Here is a 17,631-nt window from a genome sequence, read left to right as displayed (position 1 = left end):
CCGGCTTTGCCGGTCGGCCGAACTCGCCCCCTTGAGGGGCGCGCGCAGCGCGTAGGGGGTGGGCCATTACGCGAGTTCTTCCTTGCGCAAGCGCACGATAGGCGCCAGCACCGTCGGCAGGCCCTGCATCTGCGTCAGCGCCTTGTTCATGCTGCCCTCCAGCGTCTGGTGGGTCAGGATGATCAGGTCGGTCTGGCGCTCGCCTTCATTGGATTCGCGCTGCAGCACCGCGTCGATCGAGATGTCGTTCTCGGCCAGGATGGTGGTGATGCGCGAGAGCACGCCGGCCTCGTCCGCCACACGCAGACGCAGGTAGAAGCTGGTTTGCACCAGATCCATGCTGAGAATGGGCGTGTTGCTCATCGCATCAGGCTGGAAGGCCAGGTGCGGCACGCGGTGGTCGGGGTCGGCGGTGTGCAGCCGGGTGATGTCAACCAGATCGGCAATCACCGCCGAGGCGGTCGGTTCGGCACCAGCGCCCTTGCCGTAGTACAGCGTGGTGCCGACGGCATCGCCCTGCACAACCACCGCATTCATCGCCCCTTCGACATTGGCAATCAGCCGGTTGGCGGGAATCAGCGTCGGGTGCACGCGCAGCTCGATGCCGCCTCCCTGCACATCGGGACGACGGCGCGTCAGGCCCAGCAGCTTGATCCGGTAGCCGAGCTGCTCGGCGTACTTGATGTCAGCCGCCTGCAGCTGGCTGATGCCCTCGACGTGCGCGCGGTCGAACTGCACCGGCACGCCAAAAGCGATCGCGCTCATGATGGTCAGCTTGTGGGCGGCATCGACGCCTTCGATGTCGAAGGTCGGGTCGGCCTCGGCATAGCCCAGGCGCTGCGCTTCCTTCAGCACCACGCTGAAGTCCAGGCCCTTGCTGCGCATCTCCGACAGGATGAAATTGGTCGTGCCGTTGATGATGCCGGCCAGCCATTCGATGCGATTGGCGGTCAGGCCCTCACGCAGCGCCTTGATGATGGGGATGCCACCGGCCACAGCGGCCTCGAAGGCCACCATCACGCCCTTGTTGCGCGCCGCGGCAAAGATCTCGGTGCCGTGCACGGCCAGCAAGGCCTTGTTGGCCGTGACCACATGCTTACCGGCGGCGATGGCTTCCAGCACCAGCTCGCGGGCCAGCGTACATCCGCCGATCAGTTCGACCACGATGTCGATCTCAGGGTTGGCAATGATCTCGCGCGGATCGGCCACCACCTGGGCGGCCTCGCCGACGATCTCGCGCGCCAGCCCCACATTGCGGCGCGACACCATGGTGATCTCGATGCCGCGGCCGGCTCGGCCGCGAATCTCTGCCTGGTTGCGGTTCAGCACGTGGAAGACGCCGCTGCCGACGGTGCCGATGCCCATCAGGCCGACTTTGATCGCTTTCATCATCAACTCGCTTTTCTCATCTGTATTTGCTCCGAGCCCTGCGCGGCAGCTCAACGGCCATGCCGCTTGCGGTAATGGGCCAGGAATCGTTCGATCCGGCCCACCGCGTCCCTCAAATCGTCGGTATTGGGCAGGAAGACCAGGCGGAAGTGATCGGGGGCTGTCCAGTTGAAGCCCGTCCCTTGCACGATCAGCACCTTTTCCTCGGACAGCAGCTCGTAGGCGAACTGCTGGTCATCCTCGATCGGGTAGATCTTGGGGTCCAGGCGGGGGAACATGTACAGCGCCGCCTTGGGCTTGACGACGCTAACTCCAGGAATCTGCGTCAACAGCTCATAGGCCAGATCACGCTGGCGGCACAGCCGGCCGGTGGGGGCGACCAGGTCCTTGATGCTTTGATAGCCGCCCAGCGCGGTCTGTATCGCCAGCTGGCCCGGCGTGTTCGCGCACAGCCGCATCGAGGCCAGCATGTTCAGCCCGGTGATGTAGTCGCGCGCATGATGCTTCTCGCCCGACACCACCATCCAGCCGGCGCGATAGCCGCAGCTGCGGTAGTTCTTCGACAGGCCGTTGAAGGTCAGCGTCAGCACATCGTCGGACAGCGCTGCAATGCTGGTGTGGCTGTTGCCGTCGAACAGCGTCTTGTCGTAGATCTCGTCGGCCATGATGATCAGCTGGTGCTGACGGGCGACTTCGACGATCTCCTTCAGCAGGCTGTCCGGGTACAGCGCGCCGGTCGGGTTGTTCGGGTTGATGACGACGATGGCGCGGGTGCGCGGCGTGATCTTGGCGCGGATGTCGGCAATATCCGGCATCCAGTCGCTCTGCTCGTCGCAGATGTAGTGCACCGGCGTGCCGCCGGACAGCGCCACCGCCGCGGTATAGAGCGGATAGTCGGGCGCCGGCAGCAGCACCTCGTCGCCGTTGTCCAGCAAGGCGTTGAGTGCCATCACGATCAGCTCGGAGGCGCCATTGCCCAGATAGACGTCATCAACGGTGACGCCGCGGATGTTCTTTTCCTGGCAGTAGTGCACCACCGCCTTGCGCGGGGCGAACAGCCCCTTGGAATCGGTGTAGCCAGCAGCGGCGGGCAGGTTGCGGATCATGTCCTGAACGATTTCGTCCGGCGGCTCGATGCCGAAGGCGGCGATATTGCCGATGTTCAGCTTGATGATCTTCTGGCCCTCTTCCTCCATCGCTCGCGCCTTGTCCAGCACCGGACCACGGATGTCGTAGCAGACATTGGCGAGCTTGGCGGACTTGGCGATCGGCTTCAAGACGGGGACTCCTCAGGGGCGGTGGCAAGGCCTGCGCCGGGCGAAAATGCTGCAGCGCAAAACGTTCGATTTAATCACAGCGTAACAGCACGATACCGGGCACGACACCGAGCACATCACCCGACCGAGCGGTCGACGCAGAAGTCGACGACACTGAGCCCCTCGCGGGTGCCGCCACTCGCCAGCAGCCACCGTCTTTTCACCAATGAAATTCCAACTCGATCAGCCGCAAGGCGGCAACAGCATCTCCCGCCACGACGGCCAGCATGTCTGGGTCAATGGCCGCCAGCATGGCGCCAGCCTGCTGGTGCCCTGGCGTGGCGAGGTACAGGACTGGGCGCTGGCCCGCTTCGACGATCTCAGCGAGGCGCATTTCGAACAGATCCTCGCGCTCAAGCCGGAACTGGTGATCTTTGGCAGCGGCGCCAAGCTGCGCTTCGCGCGTCCGGCCCTGTACCGCGCCTTGATCGCCGCGCGCATCGGGCTGGAAACGATGGACCTGGGGGCGGCCTGCCGCACCTACAACGTGCTGGCCAGCGAAGGCCGTTCGGTGCTGGCGGCGCTGCTGATCGAAGCGGCTTGAGCCCCTCAGCGGGCGGCAGGCGCACGGGCGAGACGCGTCGGCGGTCAAGCCCGGACTGGCCCCAGGGTTGAGGTTCGCCCACAACGGCGCGCGGGCAATCCCCCGAAGTGGCGAATGGGGGCCCCGCTGTTCAACGTATAATCGCCGGCTATGCCCACATGGGCACACCACTCGAAGAACGCCACATGACGCCAGCGCTCAACAAACCCCTCCCGGAAATTGAAGCTCTTGCTACCGGAGGTGTGAAGTTCACACCGCACGCTTTCCACGGTCAAGTGGTGGTGTTGTACTTCTACCCCAAGGACAATACACCCGGTTGCACCACCGAAGCGATGCAATTTCGCGATCGCCACAAGGATTTCGTGAAGGCTGGCGCAGTTGTGCTGGGTGTTTCACGCGACAACATGGTCTCGCACGAGAAGTTCAAGCAAACGCTGGAACTGCCTTTCGAGCTGATCGCCGACACCGAAGAAAAGCTCTGCCATATGTTCGGCGTGGTCAAGAACAAGATCATGTACGGCAAGAAGGTCAAGGGCATCGAGCGCTCGACCTTCCTGATCGACGCCAATGGCGTGCTGCGCGAAGAATGGCGCGGCATCAAGGTCGCCGGCCATGTCGACGAAGTGCTGAAGGCCGTCAAGGCGCTGAAGAAGGACGCCGCCTGAGCTGATTGGCGCCCCGCTTCGCTCAATCGATGAGCTGATCGCGCAGCGCTCCAGTATCAAGCCAAAGCCGGCCGGGCAGACGCCTCGCGCCGGCTTTGTTGCGTTTGGGCGCCAGGCTTGATCTGCGACAGCCTGTCATGGGCCTTTGTGCATAATGGGTTCATGCCCCTGAGCCGAGACGAATCCCCAAGAAGCCGCATCGCTTGTCGTGCGGCTTTTTGCTTTTTTGGCCCCGGCTCCTATCTTTTGCTTTCCAGCTCAAGGGCGCTTCGCCGCGCCCTGCCCTTGCCCACATGCCACTGCCCAAGCCCCCGACCAAGCGCGCCTCTGTCCTCGAGTCTTCGGCCTATGCCAGCAATCTGGCACTGAGCAAGAAACCCGCCGCCGAGGCGCGTCCCGCGCCCGCTCCAGTTCCCGCACCGGTGGCGCCGGTGCTGCAGTTGAAAGCGGAGAAACCGCGTGCCGGCAAAACCGTCGCCGCCCCCGCTGTGGTCGAAAGCAAGGCGGCGCCGGCCTGGTCGGCCACGGCGGTGACCCCACCGGCCTCCGCACCCGTCAAAGCCGCACGCCCCGCCGCGCGCAGCAAGGCGGCCAGCAAGAGCAAGGGCAGCGAAGCGTCCAAGCTCTTCGTGCTCGACACCAATGTGCTGATGCACGACCCGATGTGCCTGTTCCGCTTCGAGGAACACGACATCTACCTGCCGATGATCACGCTGGAGGAACTGGACGGCCACAAGAAGGGCATGACCGAGGTCGCCCGCAATGTGCGCCAGGTCAGCCGCGATCTGGATGCGCTGGCCGCCAGCTTGAAGACCAGCTCGATCGAGGAAATGTCCAAGGGCCTGCCGCTGGATCAGACCGGCCACCGCGAGGCTGGCGGCAAGCTGTTCTTCCAGACCCAGCTGATCGACACGCCGCTGCCCCAGGGCCTGCCACAGGGCAAGGCGGACAACCAGATCCTTGGCGTCGTACAGGCGCTCAAGAACCAGCAGCCCGAGCGCGAAGTCGTGTTGGTGTCCAAGGACATCAATATGCGCATCAAGGCCCGTGCGCTGGGCCTGCCCGCCGAGGATTACCGCAACGACAAGACGCTGGAAGACTCCGACCTGCTCTACACCGGCGTGCAGGCCTTGCCGGCCGACTTCTGGGAGCGCCATGGCAAGACCATGGAGAGCTGGCAGCAGGGCGGCATCACCTTCTACCGCATCAGCGGCCCGCTGGTGCCCTCGCTGCTGGTCAATGAGCTGGTTTATCTGGAGGCGCCCGGCGCCGCCCCGCTGTATGCCAAGGTGCTGGAGATCACCGGCAAGACGGCGGTGCTGCGCACGCTGAAGGACTACGGCAACCAGAAGCACTCGGTCTGGGGCGTGACCGCACGCAACCGCGAGCAGAACTTTGCCCTCAATCTGCTGATGGACCCGGAATGCGATTTCGTCACGTTGACCGGCACGGCAGGTACCGGCAAGACGCTGATGACGCTGGCCGCTGGCCTCTCGCAGGTGCTCGATGAGCGCCGCTACAGCGAAATCATCGTCACCCGCGTGACCGTGCCGGTGGGCGAGGACATCGGCTTCCTGCCCGGCACCGAGGAAGAGAAGATGGGCCCCTGGATGGGCGCGCTGGACGACAACCTGGAAGTCCTGGCCCGCGGCGACAGCACGGCCGGCGAATGGGGCCGCGCGGCCACCAACGATCTGGTGCGCAGCAAGATCAAGATCAAGAGCCTGAACTTCATGCGCGGCCGCACCTTCCTGAACAAATACGTCATCATCGACGAGGCGCAAAACCTGACCCCCAAGCAGATGAAGACGCTGATCACCCGCGCTGGCCCCGGCACCAAGATCGTCTGCCTGGGCAATCTGGCGCAGATCGACACGCCCTATCTGACCGAAGGTTCCTCGGGCCTGACCTACGCCGTCGACCGTTTCAAGGGCTGGGCGCACAGCGGCCATGTCACGCTGGCACGCGGCGAGCGTTCACGGCTGGCCGACTTCGCATCAGAAGTGCTCTGAGCCGACGCTCAACCGCTTCGCCCTCAATCGCCCTCAATCGCTCTCCAGGCGGCCCCGCGGGGCCGCTTTTCATTTCCGCGATGATGTCGCCATGACGCTTTATGTTTCCGATCTCGACGGCACGCTGCTGGACCCGCGCGGCGAGCTGGCCGACAGCACCCGTGCCGGCCTGTGCCGCCTGCTCGATCAGGGCCTGCTGTTCACCGTCGCCAGTGCGCGCCACGTCAGCTCCATCCGCAAGATCCTCGGCCCGCTGCCGCTCAAGCTGCCGGTGATCTCGTCCAACGGCGCCTACATCAGCGACCTGGCCAGCTGCGAGCATGAGCTGGTCAACACCATGGAGCCGGCGTTGTCGCAGGCCATCTTTGCGCTGATACGCCGCCAGGGCCTGATGCCCTTTGTCTCGACCCATGGCCCGCTGGGTGACCAGCTGTTCTACCAGTCGGTGCACAACGAGGCGCAGCAGGCCTTTGTCGACGAGCGCCTGCGCAATGCCGACCCGCGGCTGCGTCACAGTGCGCGGCTGCAGGACGAGCTGCACACGCCGGCGGTGACTTTTGTCGTCGTCGAACGCGAGGCGCCGCTGGCGGCCTTGCAGGCCGAGATCGACGCGCTGTGCGGCGACGCCGTCGAGACCCATCTGGCCGAAGACCTCTACCGGCCCGGCTGGCCCTGGCTGACCGTCCACGACCGCCGCGCCACCAAGGACCAGGCGATCAAGACGCTGGCCGAGCGCTACGGCCTGCACGAACGCGAGGTCGTCGTCTTTGGCGATCATGTCAACGACATCAAGATGCTGCGCGCCGCCCACCGTGGCATCGCCGTGGCCAATGCCATCGACGCCGTCAAGGACGAGGCCCATCAGGTGATAGGCCCGCACCACGAAGACAGCGTGCTCCGCTTCATCGAGCAGGACTGGCGAGGACAGATTAGGGATTGACCCGATGCCGCTTGGTGACAATGCCGATGCGCATGTCACAAATCTGCGCTGCAATAGCGCCCCAAACAATGGGACGCAAGCATGGGGGCAGCATTCAATACTGCATCTCAGCAATCGCTGCGGCAGTTTCAGCAGACGTTGTGGGATCAAGGCGCACGCTATGACGGCACGACTGCCCTGCCAGTCGCGCTGACGCCATGCTTGCTGCGTAGCCGCGACTATGCGGCGCTGGCGAGCGACGCCCAGCTGGTGCTGCAAGCGCTTGAGCAACTCAACCGTTTGTATTGCGATGAGCCCGACATCCAGGCACGCTTTCCCGAGCTGCGCCATTTGAGGCCCTACATCTCCCATGCCACATCGGGCCAACGCGACATCCCGCTGGCCCGTTTCGACTTGATGCGTGGCGCGGACGGGCGCTGGCAGATGCTTGAGAGCAATAGCGATTGCCCGGGCGGCCTGACGCTGACCGGCATCGTGAATCGCGCCTTCCGGGCCAGCGATTTCTACGACCGCCACCTTGTCGAGCGCGTTCAAGCGGTCGAGAACGCCGATGGTTTCCTGCAGCTGATGCGTGAACGAAGCCCTCGCCAACCGGCGAGGCTGGCGTTCTTGTGGAGTGAGTTCCAGCCGCTGCGCAACGACATTCAGACACTTCACGACCGCGCCCTCAGCCTGGGCGGGCCAGCGCCCTATATCGGCCCGGTGCAATCACTGGTATTTCGGGAGGACCAGGTCTTGGCCGATGGGCGCCCGATCGATCTGGCCTTCACCAAGATTGACACCACGCTGGGCGCCGACGGGCTGATCCACTGGTGCGCCTGGCGCCATGACCCTGAGGAAGCACGTCCGCTTCTGGAGGCCATGGCCAGCGGACAGCTGCGTACGCTCAGCCCCCTACCCGCAATGATGGTGGCCGAGAACAAGCGCGCGCTCGCCCTGCTGTTCGAGGACGATGTGCGCCGCACGCTCAGTGCAGCGCAGTGCGCGGCCATTGACCGCCTGGTGGCGCCGAGCAGCTGCCTGGGCCCGGCATGCAAGGCTCCCCGATGGACCGCCGCAGAGTTGCTGGCGGTGCCGCATCGCTTTGTGCTCAAGACCGCCATCGACACACGGGGCCGCGGCGTCTTTGTCGGCCGCGACTGCAAGCCGGCGCAATGGCAGCTGTTGGTGGAACAGGCGCTGGCCGGGCGGCTGCTGGTGCAAGCCTTGATCGACGCCAAGCCTGAAGCCGTGACGATCGACCTCGAACAACGCCCGCCCATGCACAACGTGCTATCGCTGTTCCTCTATGGCGGCAAGCCGGTTGGCCTGCTGGGCCGATGCGCCCGCCAATCCATCGTCAACGTGGGCCACGGTGGCCTGCTGCGGCCCGCCCTGGTGGTCGACGAACTGCCCAGCTATGTGGAGCATTGAGATGCCGCCCCTGCCCCCCTTGCCTGCCAGCACTGGCCACGCCGACTGGCAGCGGCCCGCGTTGCGCGTCTGGGCCAGCGAAACTGCGGCGCAGCTGCGCCAGCACGAGGCCTTGCACGAGGCTGGGGCCTACGCACTCAGCCCATTGATGCTGCCGCGTCAGCAGATGCAAGGCATGCAGGGGCAGGTTCATCAACTGCTGCAGTTGGCGCGCCGCCTCAGTCTTCAGCTCGATGCTGAGGGTCGCTGGTGCCGCGCCGACCAACGGTCGCTGGTGCTGGCAGCGCGCGAACGCGGCCCAGCGCTGGCTCCGATTGCCCGGCCCGATGGCATCCTGGTCGAAGGGCAGCTGAAGTTGCTCGAGTTGAATCTGGACTCCGGCCTGGGCTGGTATTTCGAACTTGAGTTTGCGCAACAACGTGCTGCGCAGCTCAATACCATGGCCTGGGGCGGCCGCCATCGCGTGCCCAGGCTGTGGCCGGCCATCTGCAACTATGTCGCTCAGCTGATGGCCTGCCGTGACAAGCGCCGCTGCCGTCTGGTTGTGCTGATCGATGCACAGTTGGGCGACTACGACCGCCGCCACGCCCAGCTCTTTGCCAACCGGCTCAACGCCAGCCTGCCCGGACTCAATGCCAGCGTGCGTTGCACCGAGGAACTGCATTGCAGCGGCACCAGCTTGCGCGACCGCGCCGGGCCGGTCGACATTGTCTGGCGCTTTGCCTCGCTGGCGCATGAGGCCGCACGCACCGCCAGCACCCTGGCGCTGCTGCAGCGCGCGCTGCGCTGCGATTGCCTGCTGGCTTCGGATCCCTCCGACCTCGGCGTCGAAAGCAAGCTGGCCTTGGCCGCATTGAGCGAGTTGGCGGAACACGAGTCGCCGCTGCTCAGTACCGACGAGCGCCAACTGGTCAATGCTCTGGTGCCCTGGACACGTGTTCTGCGTCCGGCCGAGCAGGACAGCACCGACGGCGATCTCTCCACGCTGGCGCTCGAGCAGCGCAGATCCCTCGTGCTCAAGCGAACTCATTCGAGGGCGTCTCTGCACGTGCTGATCGGTTGCGAATGCAGCGACGCACAGTGGCAGCAGGCGATTGCAAAAGCAAAGGCAGACACCTTGCCCTGGGTGCTGCAGCAAAACGTCAGCCCCACCCCTCTGCCCTTTGCCTTCGTGGGCGATTCGCGCAGCGAGTTGCTCGGCTACAGCGTCAGCCCCTTTGTCTTTGGCAGTGCTGAGGCCGCACCCTATGTGCGAATAGAGCGCAATGCTGAACAACGCAGGCTCGCTGTAGGCGATGCCCGTTTGAACGGCATTTGCGCCACGCTGCTGGTTGACGAGCCTGCCAGCATTGCACATCTGGCCCAGCCGCCAGCGGCCGCGGAGCACGTTTGAGCGGCGGCTTGGCCAGCCTGGCCACGCCGGACCCGGGGCGCAGCGCGCAGCGCACGCTGCGCTTCCTGCTGGTCGAGGGTCTGGCCTCGATGAGCATCTCGACCCTGGTGTTCGCTCTCGATGTCTGGGTCTATCAGCGCACCGGTTCCTACGCGCTGTTCGCCGCCCTGGCCTTGCTCTCTGCGCTGCCGGGCGTCTGTGTCTCACCGCTGATCGGACCGCTGCTGGACAAGCTGCCGCGCGGCCTGTTGGTGCAGGGCTGCAGCCTGGCCGCGCTGTTGCTGGCGGCCCTGGCGCTGCTCTGGCAGCGTGCTTTCGATTTCGACGTCCCGCTGGCGTCGCTCCTGGTGCTGACACTGGCGCTGATCCAGACGGTCCGCTGGCCCACGCTGCTGGCGACCGTCTCTTCACTGTCGCCAGCAGCGCAGATGGCGCGCATCACCGGCTATGAAGAGGCCATCGAGGCTGGCGTGGGTGTTGCAGCCCCCTTGTTGGCAGTTGCGCTGCTCACGCATGCCGGCCTGCAGGCCTTGCTCGGGCTGATGCTGCTGGCCTTTGCCGCCAGCCTGGTCAACGTCGCCCGGCTTGAGCTTCCGCGCCAGATCAGCAGCACCGCGCTGCTGCAGCTCTTGCGCGGCTACCGAAGCAATTTCAGGGCCGAACTGAATTTTGGCTTCGTCTGGATACGCCAGCAGCGACTGCTGTTTCGTCTGCTGATCTTCGTCGGCATGCTCAATTTCGGCGCGACGATTTTCACCACGATGCAAACGCCGCTGGCACTGACGATGCACGGCTCCGGCGCCATTGCCCAGATCATGGCTTGCGGCGGGATCGGGCTGTTCTTGGGTGGAATCTGCAGCGGCATATTGGGCCAGCGAGCGGCCTTGATTCCTACCCTGTACATCGGTGCCACCGGCATCGCCTTGTCGATCGCGCTCTACGCCCTGGGGCAACAGGCTGGGACCCTGAGTCTGGCGGCCGCCCTGTTCAGCTTCTTCCACCCCCCCGTCAACGCGGCCATGCAAATCCTCTGGCGGCAACGCACGCCGATCGAGCGCCAGGGTGCCATCTTTGCCGTACGGCGGACGTTCGCCTCGGCACTCGGGCCCCTGGCGATCACGCTTTCGGTGCCTTTGGCGCAGCAGATCTGTGCGCCCCTGCTGGCCCACCTGGATGCTCTTGGCCTGCAGACCACCTGGGCGCACCCCGACACCGCCGCTCTCGGCGCCAGCCTGCTGCTGCTCAGCCTCGCCATGATGATCGTCGTGCTGCTGTTTGCTGGCCGGCGCCTGCTGCGTGACTAGATCCTTGCTTCACGGCGCCGCCGCAAACTCCTGCTCATGCAGCCAGGCTGCATGGCGCACGGTGCGGCGGGTGCGGCCCCATTCCTCAATCATGGCCGGCGCCAGCTCACGCAGTCGCTCCAGTTGGCCAGGCTTGACGGTGTTGGCGGCCAACTCGATGCGGTGGCCGTTCGGATCGCGGAAATAGATCGACTGGAAGATCTCGTGGTTGGTCGGGCCGGTGACTTCCAGACCCAGGCCTTCCAGCCGGGCCTTGGCCGCCAGCAACGCCGCCTCGTCCTCGACCTGGAAGGCCAGGTGCTGCACCCAGTCGGGCGTGTTCTCGTCGCGGCCCATGGCCGGCGAGTTGGGGATCTCGAAAAAGGCCAGCACATTACCGCGCCCCGCATCGAGGAAGATGTGCATATAGGGATCGGGCGCCTTGGTCGAGGGCACGCGGTCTTCCGAGATTGCCAGCAGCAGCGGCATGCCCAGCGCCTCGCGGTAGAAGTCAATCGTCTGCTGCACATCACGGCAGCGGTAAGCGACGTGGTGGATGCCCTGCATCTGCATGGTTGTTGATCCTGATCGTTAGCGAAGTTGAAGCCCAGGGCGCTGATTTGGCGGCGCCCTGGTTCGGGCACTCAGATCACGCCACGGCGCTCCTGGTCCTTCTCCAGCGAGCGGAACAGCGCGCCGAAATTGCCTTCGCCAAAGCCCAGGTTGTTGGCCCGCTGGATGATCTCGACAAAGATCGGGCCGATGATGTTCTTGGTGAAGATCTGCAGCAGATAGCCCTGCTCGTCGCCATCGACCAGCACCTGGTGCTTCTGGATGCGGCCATGGTCCTCGCGCACGCCGGGCACGCGCTCAAACACCTCGCGGTAGTAGTCGGCATCGATCTCCAAGGTCTCAATACCGCTGCCTTCGAGCTGGTCCAGCGAGGCCAGGATGTCCTCGGTCAGGAAGGCCAGATGCTGGACGCCCGGCCCCTTGTACTCGCGCAGGTACTCGGCGATCTGGTCCTTGTCGTCCTTGGGCTGGTTGATCGGGATACAGAAGCTGCCATCGGGCGAGCGCAGCGCAAAGCTGGTCAGGCCGGTCTTGACCCCCTGGATGTCGAAGTAGCGCACCTCGGTGAAACCGAAGATGCCCTTGTAGAAGGCGGCCCACTTGTCCTGCTCGCCGGGGAGCACGTTGTTGGTCAGGTGGTCGACGACCAAAAAGCCCTTGTCGGCCTGGATGCGCGGCTGCTCCAGTGCGATGAAATCGCGCTCATAGATGCTCGGCAGGCCGGCCTGCACGGCATCGATGAAGTAGATGATGCTCTCGCCGATGCCCCACACGGCCGGATAGGCATGATCCTTCATCGCCGCCGGCACCTCGACGGCACCGCGTGCCACTGCCGCCTTCAGCGCCGCCTCGGCGTTCTCGACGCGCCAGCCCATGGCGCTGATTGACGGGCCATGCTTGCGGGCGAACTGGGCGCTGTGGCCGTCGCGCTCGCCATTGAGCAGGAAGTGGATGTCGTTCTGGCGGAAATAGCTGATGTCCTTGCTGGCATGGCGGCGCAGCTTGGAAAAGCCGAAGGCCCAGAACAGCTCTTCGAGGGCGGGCAGCGAGGGGCCGCTGAACTCGGTGAATTCGATGCCACGCAGGCCGACGGGATTGCTGATCGGCGTGCTGACGGTGGTGCTGCTCGGCTGGCTCATGGAGGTCTCCTCGTTGTGGCTCGCCCCCAAGCGGAAAAGAGGCGATTGACCGCAATTCTTGTAGGGCTTTAACATCTATAAAAGCGAATTTCCTCGCCATTCATCATCGAAGATTTAGAACATGAAGCTGGATCTGGAAGCGCTGGAGGCCTTGGAGGCCGTGGTTCGCTGTGGCAGCTTTGCCAGTGCGGCCGAGCAACTGCACAAGGTGACCTCGGCCGTCAGCTACCAGGTGAAGAAGCTGGAAACCCAGCTGCGCCTGCCGCTGCTGGACCGCAGCGCCTACCGTGTGCGGCTCACCCCAGCCGGCGAGGCGGTGCTGAACGAAGGCCGGCGGCTGCTGCGTCAGGCCCACCAGGTCGAGGCGCTGGCCCAGCAATTGGCCTCGGGCTGGGAGGCGCGGCTGCTGGTCGTTGTCGACGGCATCCTGCCGCTGGCCGACACCCTGCGCGCGCTCAAGCGCCTGGCCGATGAGGGCGTGCCGACCCGTGTGCAACTGAAGATCGAATTTCTCGGCGGCGTGCAGTACCGCTTCGAGAAGGAGTCGGCCGATCTGATGCTGGCCAAGGAATTCAGCCCCGGTGCGCTGCTGCAGGCGCGGGCCCAGCCCGAGGTCGAGTGCGTGCTGTGCGTGGCCGCGGATCACCCGCTGGCCCAGCTGGGCAGGCCCGCACAGCTGGATGATCTGCACGCCCATGTCGAGCTCAGCGTGCAGGACTCCAGCGAACGCGGCGACGACCGCCATATGTTCGGCGGCGAGCGGGTGTTCTACCTCTCAGGCTTCGTGGCCAAGCGCCAGGCCCTGCTGATGGGCATGGGCTTTGGCTGGATGCCGCGCTATCTGGTCGACGAGGCCTTGGCCCGCGGCGAGCTGGTCGAGTTGGCTTACGAAGGCGGCTCGCGCTACCGCTTCACGCCCTGGCTGGTGCAAAGCCTGGAACGACCGTTGGGCCGCGCCGGGCAGCGGCTGGCCGAGCTGCTGCGCAGCGAGCCCGGTTGAGCGTCCTTTGCGCTGCAGGCCTTCGCACCTTCAGCGCTGCGACCGTTTCAACGGCTGGCCCGCCGTGCTGCTGGCCAGGCTGTCCACCATCAGCGACAGCGTCTGCTTCAAGGTCTCCGGCACCGCGCCGGCCGGCACCTCCCATTGCGGCAACTGGCCGTCGATATGCATGCGCGCCAGGCCATAGGCCATGGCTCGCAAGCCCAGTGCGGCCTGCTCAGGTGAGGCGCCAACAAAGTGGCCGGCCGCCTGCGCCTGCCGCACCGCCTGCAGCGTGTGCGAGCGCAGCGCGGCGAACTGGGCCCGCAGCCGCTCGGAGCTGTCAAAGCGATAGAGCCGTCGCGAGGAAGTCAGGCGAAATGCCGTCGGGTGCTGCAAGGCCCAATCGAGAAAGCTTTCGCCCATGGCCTTCAGCGCAGCCAGGCTGTCGCGCGCGGCCGCGCCACGCTGGCCGCGCTCGATCTGCAGGCGCAGCCCTTCGAGCGCCTCCTCGGCGATCGCCTGCATCAGCGCCTCATGGCTGGCGAAATGCCGGAACGGCGCGCCCGAGGACACACCGATACGCCGTGCCACTTCGCGCAGGCTGACGCGATCCTCGCCGCTTTCGCCGGCCAGCTGCAGCGCCATATCGATCACCGCGCGGCGCAAGTTGCCGTGGTGGTAGCTGCGATGCGCGGTGGTTCTCAGACAAGCCTCCTGGCCATGTAAGCAGTGCGTATTTGAACTCGCCCATTTGGGGCCAGCTGCCTAGCATCCGCGCATCTTCACTGCCCGACCAAAAGACATGGCCCACGTCCCCACCCCTGGCCTGCCCCCAAGCCCGCCGCCGCCTGCCGGCGCCGGCAGCCCCTGGTATGGGCCGCTGGGCTCGGCCTGGGGCTGCTGGCTACTCGGCACGGCGGCGCTGCTGCTGATGTGCGTGCTGCTGATCGGCCCCAGGCCGGAGCTGGACGGCGTGCGCGCCCAGGTGCGCGCCACCGCGCGCAGCTCGCTGTTCTTCTTCCTGCTGGCCTATACCGCCTCGGCCTGGCCGCGCTTGTGGCCCGGCGCCTTCAGCAGCTGGCTGTTGCAGCGACGCCGCCAATGGGGCTTGTTGTTTGCCAGCTCTCATGCACTGCATGCGGCGGGCATCGTCGCGCTGCATGCGCTGGCCAGCCCGGCGCTCTGGGCCAGCCTGACCTCGCCGCTGAGCTTGGTGTTGGGAGGTTCTGGCTATCTGGTGCTGAGCCTGCTGGCGCTGAGTTCCAACGGCGCAGCACAGCGCTGGCTCGGCGTCGCACGCTGGCAGCGCTGGCACCGCGCCGGTAGCCACTGGCTGTGCCTGCTGTTCGTGCTGTCCTCGGCCAAGCGTGTGCCGATGTCACTCGCCTATCTGCTGCCGCTGGCGCTGTTGCTCGGGGCGGCGGCCATACGCCACCTTGCTGGACGCAGGCGAAGTGGATGCTCCGGCGCACACCAGGACGGCACGAAGGCAGCCGGTGCCACGTCAGTGACAAGTTAATGACGTGGTTGCCCGCCGCATCCTGTAAGCGCTTACAGATGGCCCTTCACCTCGATTCTGTCCAATACTTGCCCGGCGCTGATCCACGCCTCCAATCCGTTAGCAAATGTTCAGCGCCTCAGCAAACCATGGGAGATTCAGATGAGCAACCGTCGAAATTTTCTGAGCGGCGCCGTGTCGCTTGCCGTTTTCGGTCCCGCGCTGGCGGCCAATGATGACTGCAAGGGGGGCAAGCGCGAAGCGCTGCTGACACCGGGTACCGGCACCCTGCAGCAGGCGTCCATCGCACCGGGAGCCCGCTATCACTGGGAGTATCCGGCCGCCATTGCCGGCAGTTTTCAGGACACGATCGAAAGCAATCTAAAGCGTATGCCAGCGGCCGATCTGCAGCGTCTGCTGGCTTCAATGAATGCCGCCGAGCTGAACGACCTGGCCTATTACTACGGCAACGCCACCAGCAATAGCAGCAAGCCGGCCGCGCTGCTGGACATCGTCGCAGCCAAGTGCGACACGCCGACGCTGGCGCGCATTGGCGAGCACTTCGGCTTTGCCGACACCTACGCGGCTGCCGCGCGGCTGTCACCTACCGCGGCCACCGAGCTGTCCCTGCTGCTCTCCCCGATGGCCGAGCGCGCGCTGACCCAAAGCCGCCCGGCCAATCGCGGCCTGATCGCGCTGGGTAGTACACCGGCACCGAACATTGACTTCACCATCAAGCAGATCTACCTTGACTACCGCACAGCGCCTGTCGGTTCACTGTCGGTACGCGCTGCGCTGTACGAGACGGCCAGCTTTGTGGGCTCGCGCCTGACCACATCGTTTGCAGCCGGCTATGCCGTGGGCACGGCAATCAACAACCTCTGGTCGACTTATGCGCCGGAGTCCTACAACGCGTTCTCGGACAAGCTCGGCCAATCGGTCGACTTCTTCATGAACTCGGCCACCTCCATCCTGAACGGCAGCGCCTTCGACAGCCTGTCGTTCTCCTCACGGCTGCAGCTTGGCGGCTACCAGCGCCAGTTCTTCTTCTCCGGGGCCTTCGGCAGCCTGGGCTCGAGCAGCAGCTTCTACTCCGGCGGCGGTGACTTCGGCGTCAGCGGCCCGTGGAAGGACCGCGAAGAGCGCGACAGCTGCAAGTGATGCTGAGCAGCAAGTCACTGCTGCGCGCCTCACGCTGCCTGTCCTTGCTGATTGGCGCTCTGGCGCTGACGGCAATGCTGGGCGGCCACCGCGCCGCCATCACGCTACCGCTGGGTGCGAGCTTCATCAGCCTCTTCGCCATCCAGCTGACTGCGATGCGCCGCGGCCTGAGGCTGAACCAGCAGTACCGCGGCGGGGCGACTCGCCGCCTCTGGCTCGCTATCGATAGCGGGGCCGTCCTGCTCGGCCTGCTGGTGCTGCTCAGCTGAGGATGGTCACCGGCGTGGTCTCAGGACCGCCTGAGCGTCAAAGTACCCTGATGCTCATGCAGCGTCAGCGCCAGCAGCCGGGTCACCGCATAGATTGCATCGAGGTTGGGCGACGGTGTCTCGGTGATGCGGGCCAGCTCGACGACGGCGCCCAGCAACGCTTCGAGTTCAAGCGCGCGACCGGCCTCGACGTCCTGCAACATCGAGGTCTTGTGCGCCCCCACGGCCTCGGCGCCGGCGATGCGTTTGTCAAGCGAGATCTTGAACTGCACGCCGAGCTTCTCGCCGATGGTCTGAGCCTCGCTCATCATCCGCGCTGCCAGTTCGCGGGTCAGCGGGAAGCGGCAGATGTCTTCCAGCGTCGCGTGGGTCAGCGCCGAGATCGGGTTGAAGCTCAAATTGCCCCACAGCTTGACCCACAGCTCGGAACGGATGTCCTTGGCCACCGGGGCCTTGAAGCCGGCGCGCATCAGCGTTTGCGAGAGCTGCTCGATCCGTTCGCTGCGGCTGCCATCGAGCTCGCCGAGGCTGAAGCGGTTGCCTTCGATCAGCCGTACGCGGCCGGGAGCCTCCAGCTGAGCGGCCGGGTAGACGATGCTACCGATCACGCGCTCGGGTGCGATGCAGGCGGCAATCGCGCCACCGGGGTCGACCGACTCCAGCACCCGACCCTGATGAGCGCCGGCCAGGCCCTGAAAGTACCACCAGGGCAGGCCGTTGATCATGCTGACCACCATCGTCTGCGGCCCGAACAGCACGGGCAATTCGCCGAGCAAGTCGCCAAGCTGATGCGCCTTGACGGTCAAGAGCACCGCGTCCTGCGGTCCGGCCTCGCTCATGCGCTGCACCGCACGCAGCGTGGCGCCGGGCGCGACATGCAACTCGCTGCCATCTTCCTCGCTCAGCGTGAAGCCCTGTGCATTGATGGCGGCCAGGTTCTTGTTGCGGGCGATGAATGTCACCTGCTCGCCGGCTGCAGCCAGCCGGCAGCCCAGCAATCCGCCGATGGCACCGGCACCCACAATCGCAATCTTCATCGCCATGGCTTCCTTCG

Annotated in this window: 17 protein-coding genes; 11 read left to right on the top strand and 6 right to left on the bottom strand. The window is 65.3% G+C overall.

The annotated features are described in order from the left end of the window. Positions 1–66 precede the first annotated feature (66 nt). Both RQP53_RS14100 and RQP53_RS14095 read right to left on the bottom strand, forming a co-directional pair. On the bottom strand, positions 67–1,389 hold the full coding sequence (locus RQP53_RS14100) for a homoserine dehydrogenase (protein WP_315650980.1): 1,323 nt from the start codon (positions 1,387–1,389) through the stop codon (positions 67–69). A 50-nt stretch (positions 1,390–1,439) separates the two neighbouring features. Beyond that, positions 1,440–2,666 carry a pyridoxal phosphate-dependent aminotransferase gene (locus RQP53_RS14095; protein ID WP_315650979.1) on the bottom strand — a complete coding sequence of 409 codons (1,227 nt, stop codon included), beginning with the start codon at positions 2,664–2,666 and terminating at the stop codon, positions 1,440–1,442. Between the two features lie 205 nt (positions 2,667–2,871). Here RQP53_RS14095 and RQP53_RS14090 point away from each other — a divergent pair, with 205 nt between their 5' ends. The 7 genes from RQP53_RS14090 (at position 2,872) to RQP53_RS14060 (ending at position 10,976) form a co-directional block, all read left to right on the top strand. Beyond that, positions 2,872–3,249, top strand: a complete 378-nt coding sequence (locus RQP53_RS14090; protein ID WP_315650978.1) for an Mth938-like domain-containing protein — start codon at positions 2,872–2,874, stop codon at positions 3,247–3,249. Between the two features lie 185 nt (positions 3,250–3,434). Beyond that, positions 3,435–3,914 carry a peroxiredoxin gene (locus tag RQP53_RS14085; protein ID WP_315650977.1) on the top strand — a complete coding sequence of 160 codons (480 nt, stop codon included), beginning with the start codon at positions 3,435–3,437 and terminating at the stop codon, positions 3,912–3,914. 293 nt (positions 3,915–4,207) lie between these two features. Then, positions 4,208–5,926, top strand: a complete 1,719-nt coding sequence (locus RQP53_RS14080; protein WP_315650976.1) for a PhoH family protein — start codon at positions 4,208–4,210, stop codon at positions 5,924–5,926. Between the two features lie 91 nt (positions 5,927–6,017). Continuing rightward, positions 6,018–6,866: an HAD family hydrolase gene (locus tag RQP53_RS14075; RefSeq protein ID WP_315650975.1), complete on the top strand. Its 849-nt coding sequence runs from the start codon at positions 6,018–6,020 to the stop codon at positions 6,864–6,866. A 201-nt stretch (positions 6,867–7,067) separates the two neighbouring features. Continuing rightward, positions 7,068–8,279, top strand: a complete 1,212-nt coding sequence (locus RQP53_RS14070) for a hypothetical protein (RefSeq protein ID WP_315650974.1) — start codon at positions 7,068–7,070, stop codon at positions 8,277–8,279. 1 nt (position 8,280) lies between these two features. Further along, on the top strand, positions 8,281–9,672 hold the full coding sequence (locus tag RQP53_RS14065) for a hypothetical protein (RefSeq protein WP_315650973.1): 1,392 nt from the start codon (positions 8,281–8,283) through the stop codon (positions 9,670–9,672). Then, positions 9,669–10,976: an MFS transporter gene (locus RQP53_RS14060; RefSeq protein ID WP_315650972.1), complete on the top strand. Its 1,308-nt coding sequence runs from the start codon at positions 9,669–9,671 to the stop codon at positions 10,974–10,976. Before RQP53_RS14065 ends, RQP53_RS14060 begins: the two co-directional genes overlap by 4 nt. 9 nt (positions 10,977–10,985) lie before the next feature. Here RQP53_RS14060 and RQP53_RS14055 read toward each other — a convergent pair whose 3' ends face one another. Both RQP53_RS14055 and hppD read right to left on the bottom strand, forming a co-directional pair. Further along, positions 10,986–11,528 carry a VOC family protein gene (locus tag RQP53_RS14055; RefSeq protein WP_315650971.1) on the bottom strand — a complete coding sequence of 181 codons (543 nt, stop codon included), beginning with the start codon at positions 11,526–11,528 and terminating at the stop codon, positions 10,986–10,988. Between the two features lie 71 nt (positions 11,529–11,599). Then, positions 11,600–12,667 (bottom strand): 4-hydroxyphenylpyruvate dioxygenase, encoded by a 1,068-nt coding sequence (gene hppD / locus RQP53_RS14050; RefSeq protein ID WP_315650970.1) that lies wholly within the window; start codon positions 12,665–12,667, stop codon positions 11,600–11,602. Between the two features lie 121 nt (positions 12,668–12,788). Between hppD and RQP53_RS14045 the strand changes: the two genes are divergently transcribed. Continuing rightward, positions 12,789–13,667 (top strand): LysR family transcriptional regulator, encoded by an 879-nt coding sequence (locus RQP53_RS14045; RefSeq protein WP_315650968.1) that lies wholly within the window; start codon positions 12,789–12,791, stop codon positions 13,665–13,667. A 30-nt stretch (positions 13,668–13,697) separates the two neighbouring features. Here the strand turns inward: RQP53_RS14045 and RQP53_RS14040 are convergent, their stop codons facing one another. Next, on the bottom strand, positions 13,698–14,315 hold the full coding sequence (locus RQP53_RS14040) for a TetR/AcrR family transcriptional regulator (protein ID WP_315650967.1): 618 nt from the start codon (positions 14,313–14,315) through the stop codon (positions 13,698–13,700). Positions 14,316–14,451: 136 nt separating this feature from the next. Here RQP53_RS14040 and RQP53_RS14035 point away from each other — a divergent pair, with 136 nt between their 5' ends. From RQP53_RS14035 to RQP53_RS14025, 3 genes are all read left to right on the top strand, one after another. Then, on the top strand, positions 14,452–15,168 hold the full coding sequence (locus RQP53_RS14035) for a hypothetical protein (protein ID WP_315650965.1): 717 nt from the start codon (positions 14,452–14,454) through the stop codon (positions 15,166–15,168). A 141-nt stretch (positions 15,169–15,309) separates the two neighbouring features. Further along, on the top strand, positions 15,310–16,308 hold the full coding sequence (locus RQP53_RS14030; protein WP_315650964.1) for a hypothetical protein: 999 nt from the start codon (positions 15,310–15,312) through the stop codon (positions 16,306–16,308). Then, a complete protein-coding gene (locus RQP53_RS14025) occupies positions 16,308–16,577 on the top strand; it encodes a hypothetical protein (RefSeq protein WP_315650963.1) in 270 nt (89 codons plus the stop codon). The genes RQP53_RS14030 and RQP53_RS14025 overlap by 1 nt, the downstream gene beginning before the upstream one ends. Positions 16,578–16,597: 20 nt before the next feature. Here the strand turns inward: RQP53_RS14025 and RQP53_RS14020 are convergent, their stop codons facing one another. Then, positions 16,598–17,614, bottom strand: coding sequence for a 2-dehydropantoate 2-reductase (locus tag RQP53_RS14020; RefSeq protein ID WP_315650962.1), 1,017 nt, complete (start codon positions 17,612–17,614; stop codon positions 16,598–16,600). Positions 17,615–17,631: the final 17 nt, after the last annotated feature.

The sequence above is a fragment of the Roseateles aquae genome, assembly GCF_032337115.1.
In the GTDB taxonomy this organism is placed as follows: Bacteria; Pseudomonadota; Gammaproteobacteria; order Burkholderiales; family Burkholderiaceae_C; genus Roseateles_C; species Roseateles_C aquae.
This window is presented reverse-complemented; position numbering and strand designations above follow the sequence as displayed.

Coding starts and splice junctions, on each gene's coding strand:
- RQP53_RS14100 (WP_315650980.1), bottom strand. CDS start 1,389: ATGAAAGCGATCAAAGTCGGCCTGATGGGCATCGGCACCGTCGGCAGC.
- RQP53_RS14090 (WP_315650978.1), top strand. CDS start 2,872: ATGAAATTCCAACTCGATCAGCCGCAAGGCGGCAACAGCATCTCCCGC.
- RQP53_RS14085 (WP_315650977.1), top strand. CDS start 3,435: ATGACGCCAGCGCTCAACAAACCCCTCCCGGAAATTGAAGCTCTTGCT.
- RQP53_RS14080 (WP_315650976.1), top strand. CDS start 4,208: ATGCCACTGCCCAAGCCCCCGACCAAGCGCGCCTCTGTCCTCGAGTCT.
- RQP53_RS14075 (WP_315650975.1), top strand. CDS start 6,018: ATGACGCTTTATGTTTCCGATCTCGACGGCACGCTGCTGGACCCGCGC.
- RQP53_RS14065 (WP_315650973.1), top strand. CDS start 8,281: ATGCCGCCCCTGCCCCCCTTGCCTGCCAGCACTGGCCACGCCGACTGG.
- RQP53_RS14055 (WP_315650971.1), bottom strand. CDS start 11,528: ATGCAGATGCAGGGCATCCACCACGTCGCTTACCGCTGCCGTGATGTG.
- hppD (WP_315650970.1), bottom strand. CDS start 12,667: ATGAGCCAGCCGAGCAGCACCACCGTCAGCACGCCGATCAGCAATCCC.
- RQP53_RS14045 (WP_315650968.1), top strand. CDS start 12,789: ATGAAGCTGGATCTGGAAGCGCTGGAGGCCTTGGAGGCCGTGGTTCGC.
- RQP53_RS14035 (WP_315650965.1), top strand. CDS start 14,452: ATGGCCCACGTCCCCACCCCTGGCCTGCCCCCAAGCCCGCCGCCGCCT.
- RQP53_RS14030 (WP_315650964.1), top strand. CDS start 15,310: ATGAGCAACCGTCGAAATTTTCTGAGCGGCGCCGTGTCGCTTGCCGTT.
- RQP53_RS14025 (WP_315650963.1), top strand. CDS start 16,308: ATGCTGAGCAGCAAGTCACTGCTGCGCGCCTCACGCTGCCTGTCCTTG.
- RQP53_RS14020 (WP_315650962.1), bottom strand. CDS start 17,614: ATGAAGATTGCGATTGTGGGTGCCGGTGCCATCGGCGGATTGCTGGGC.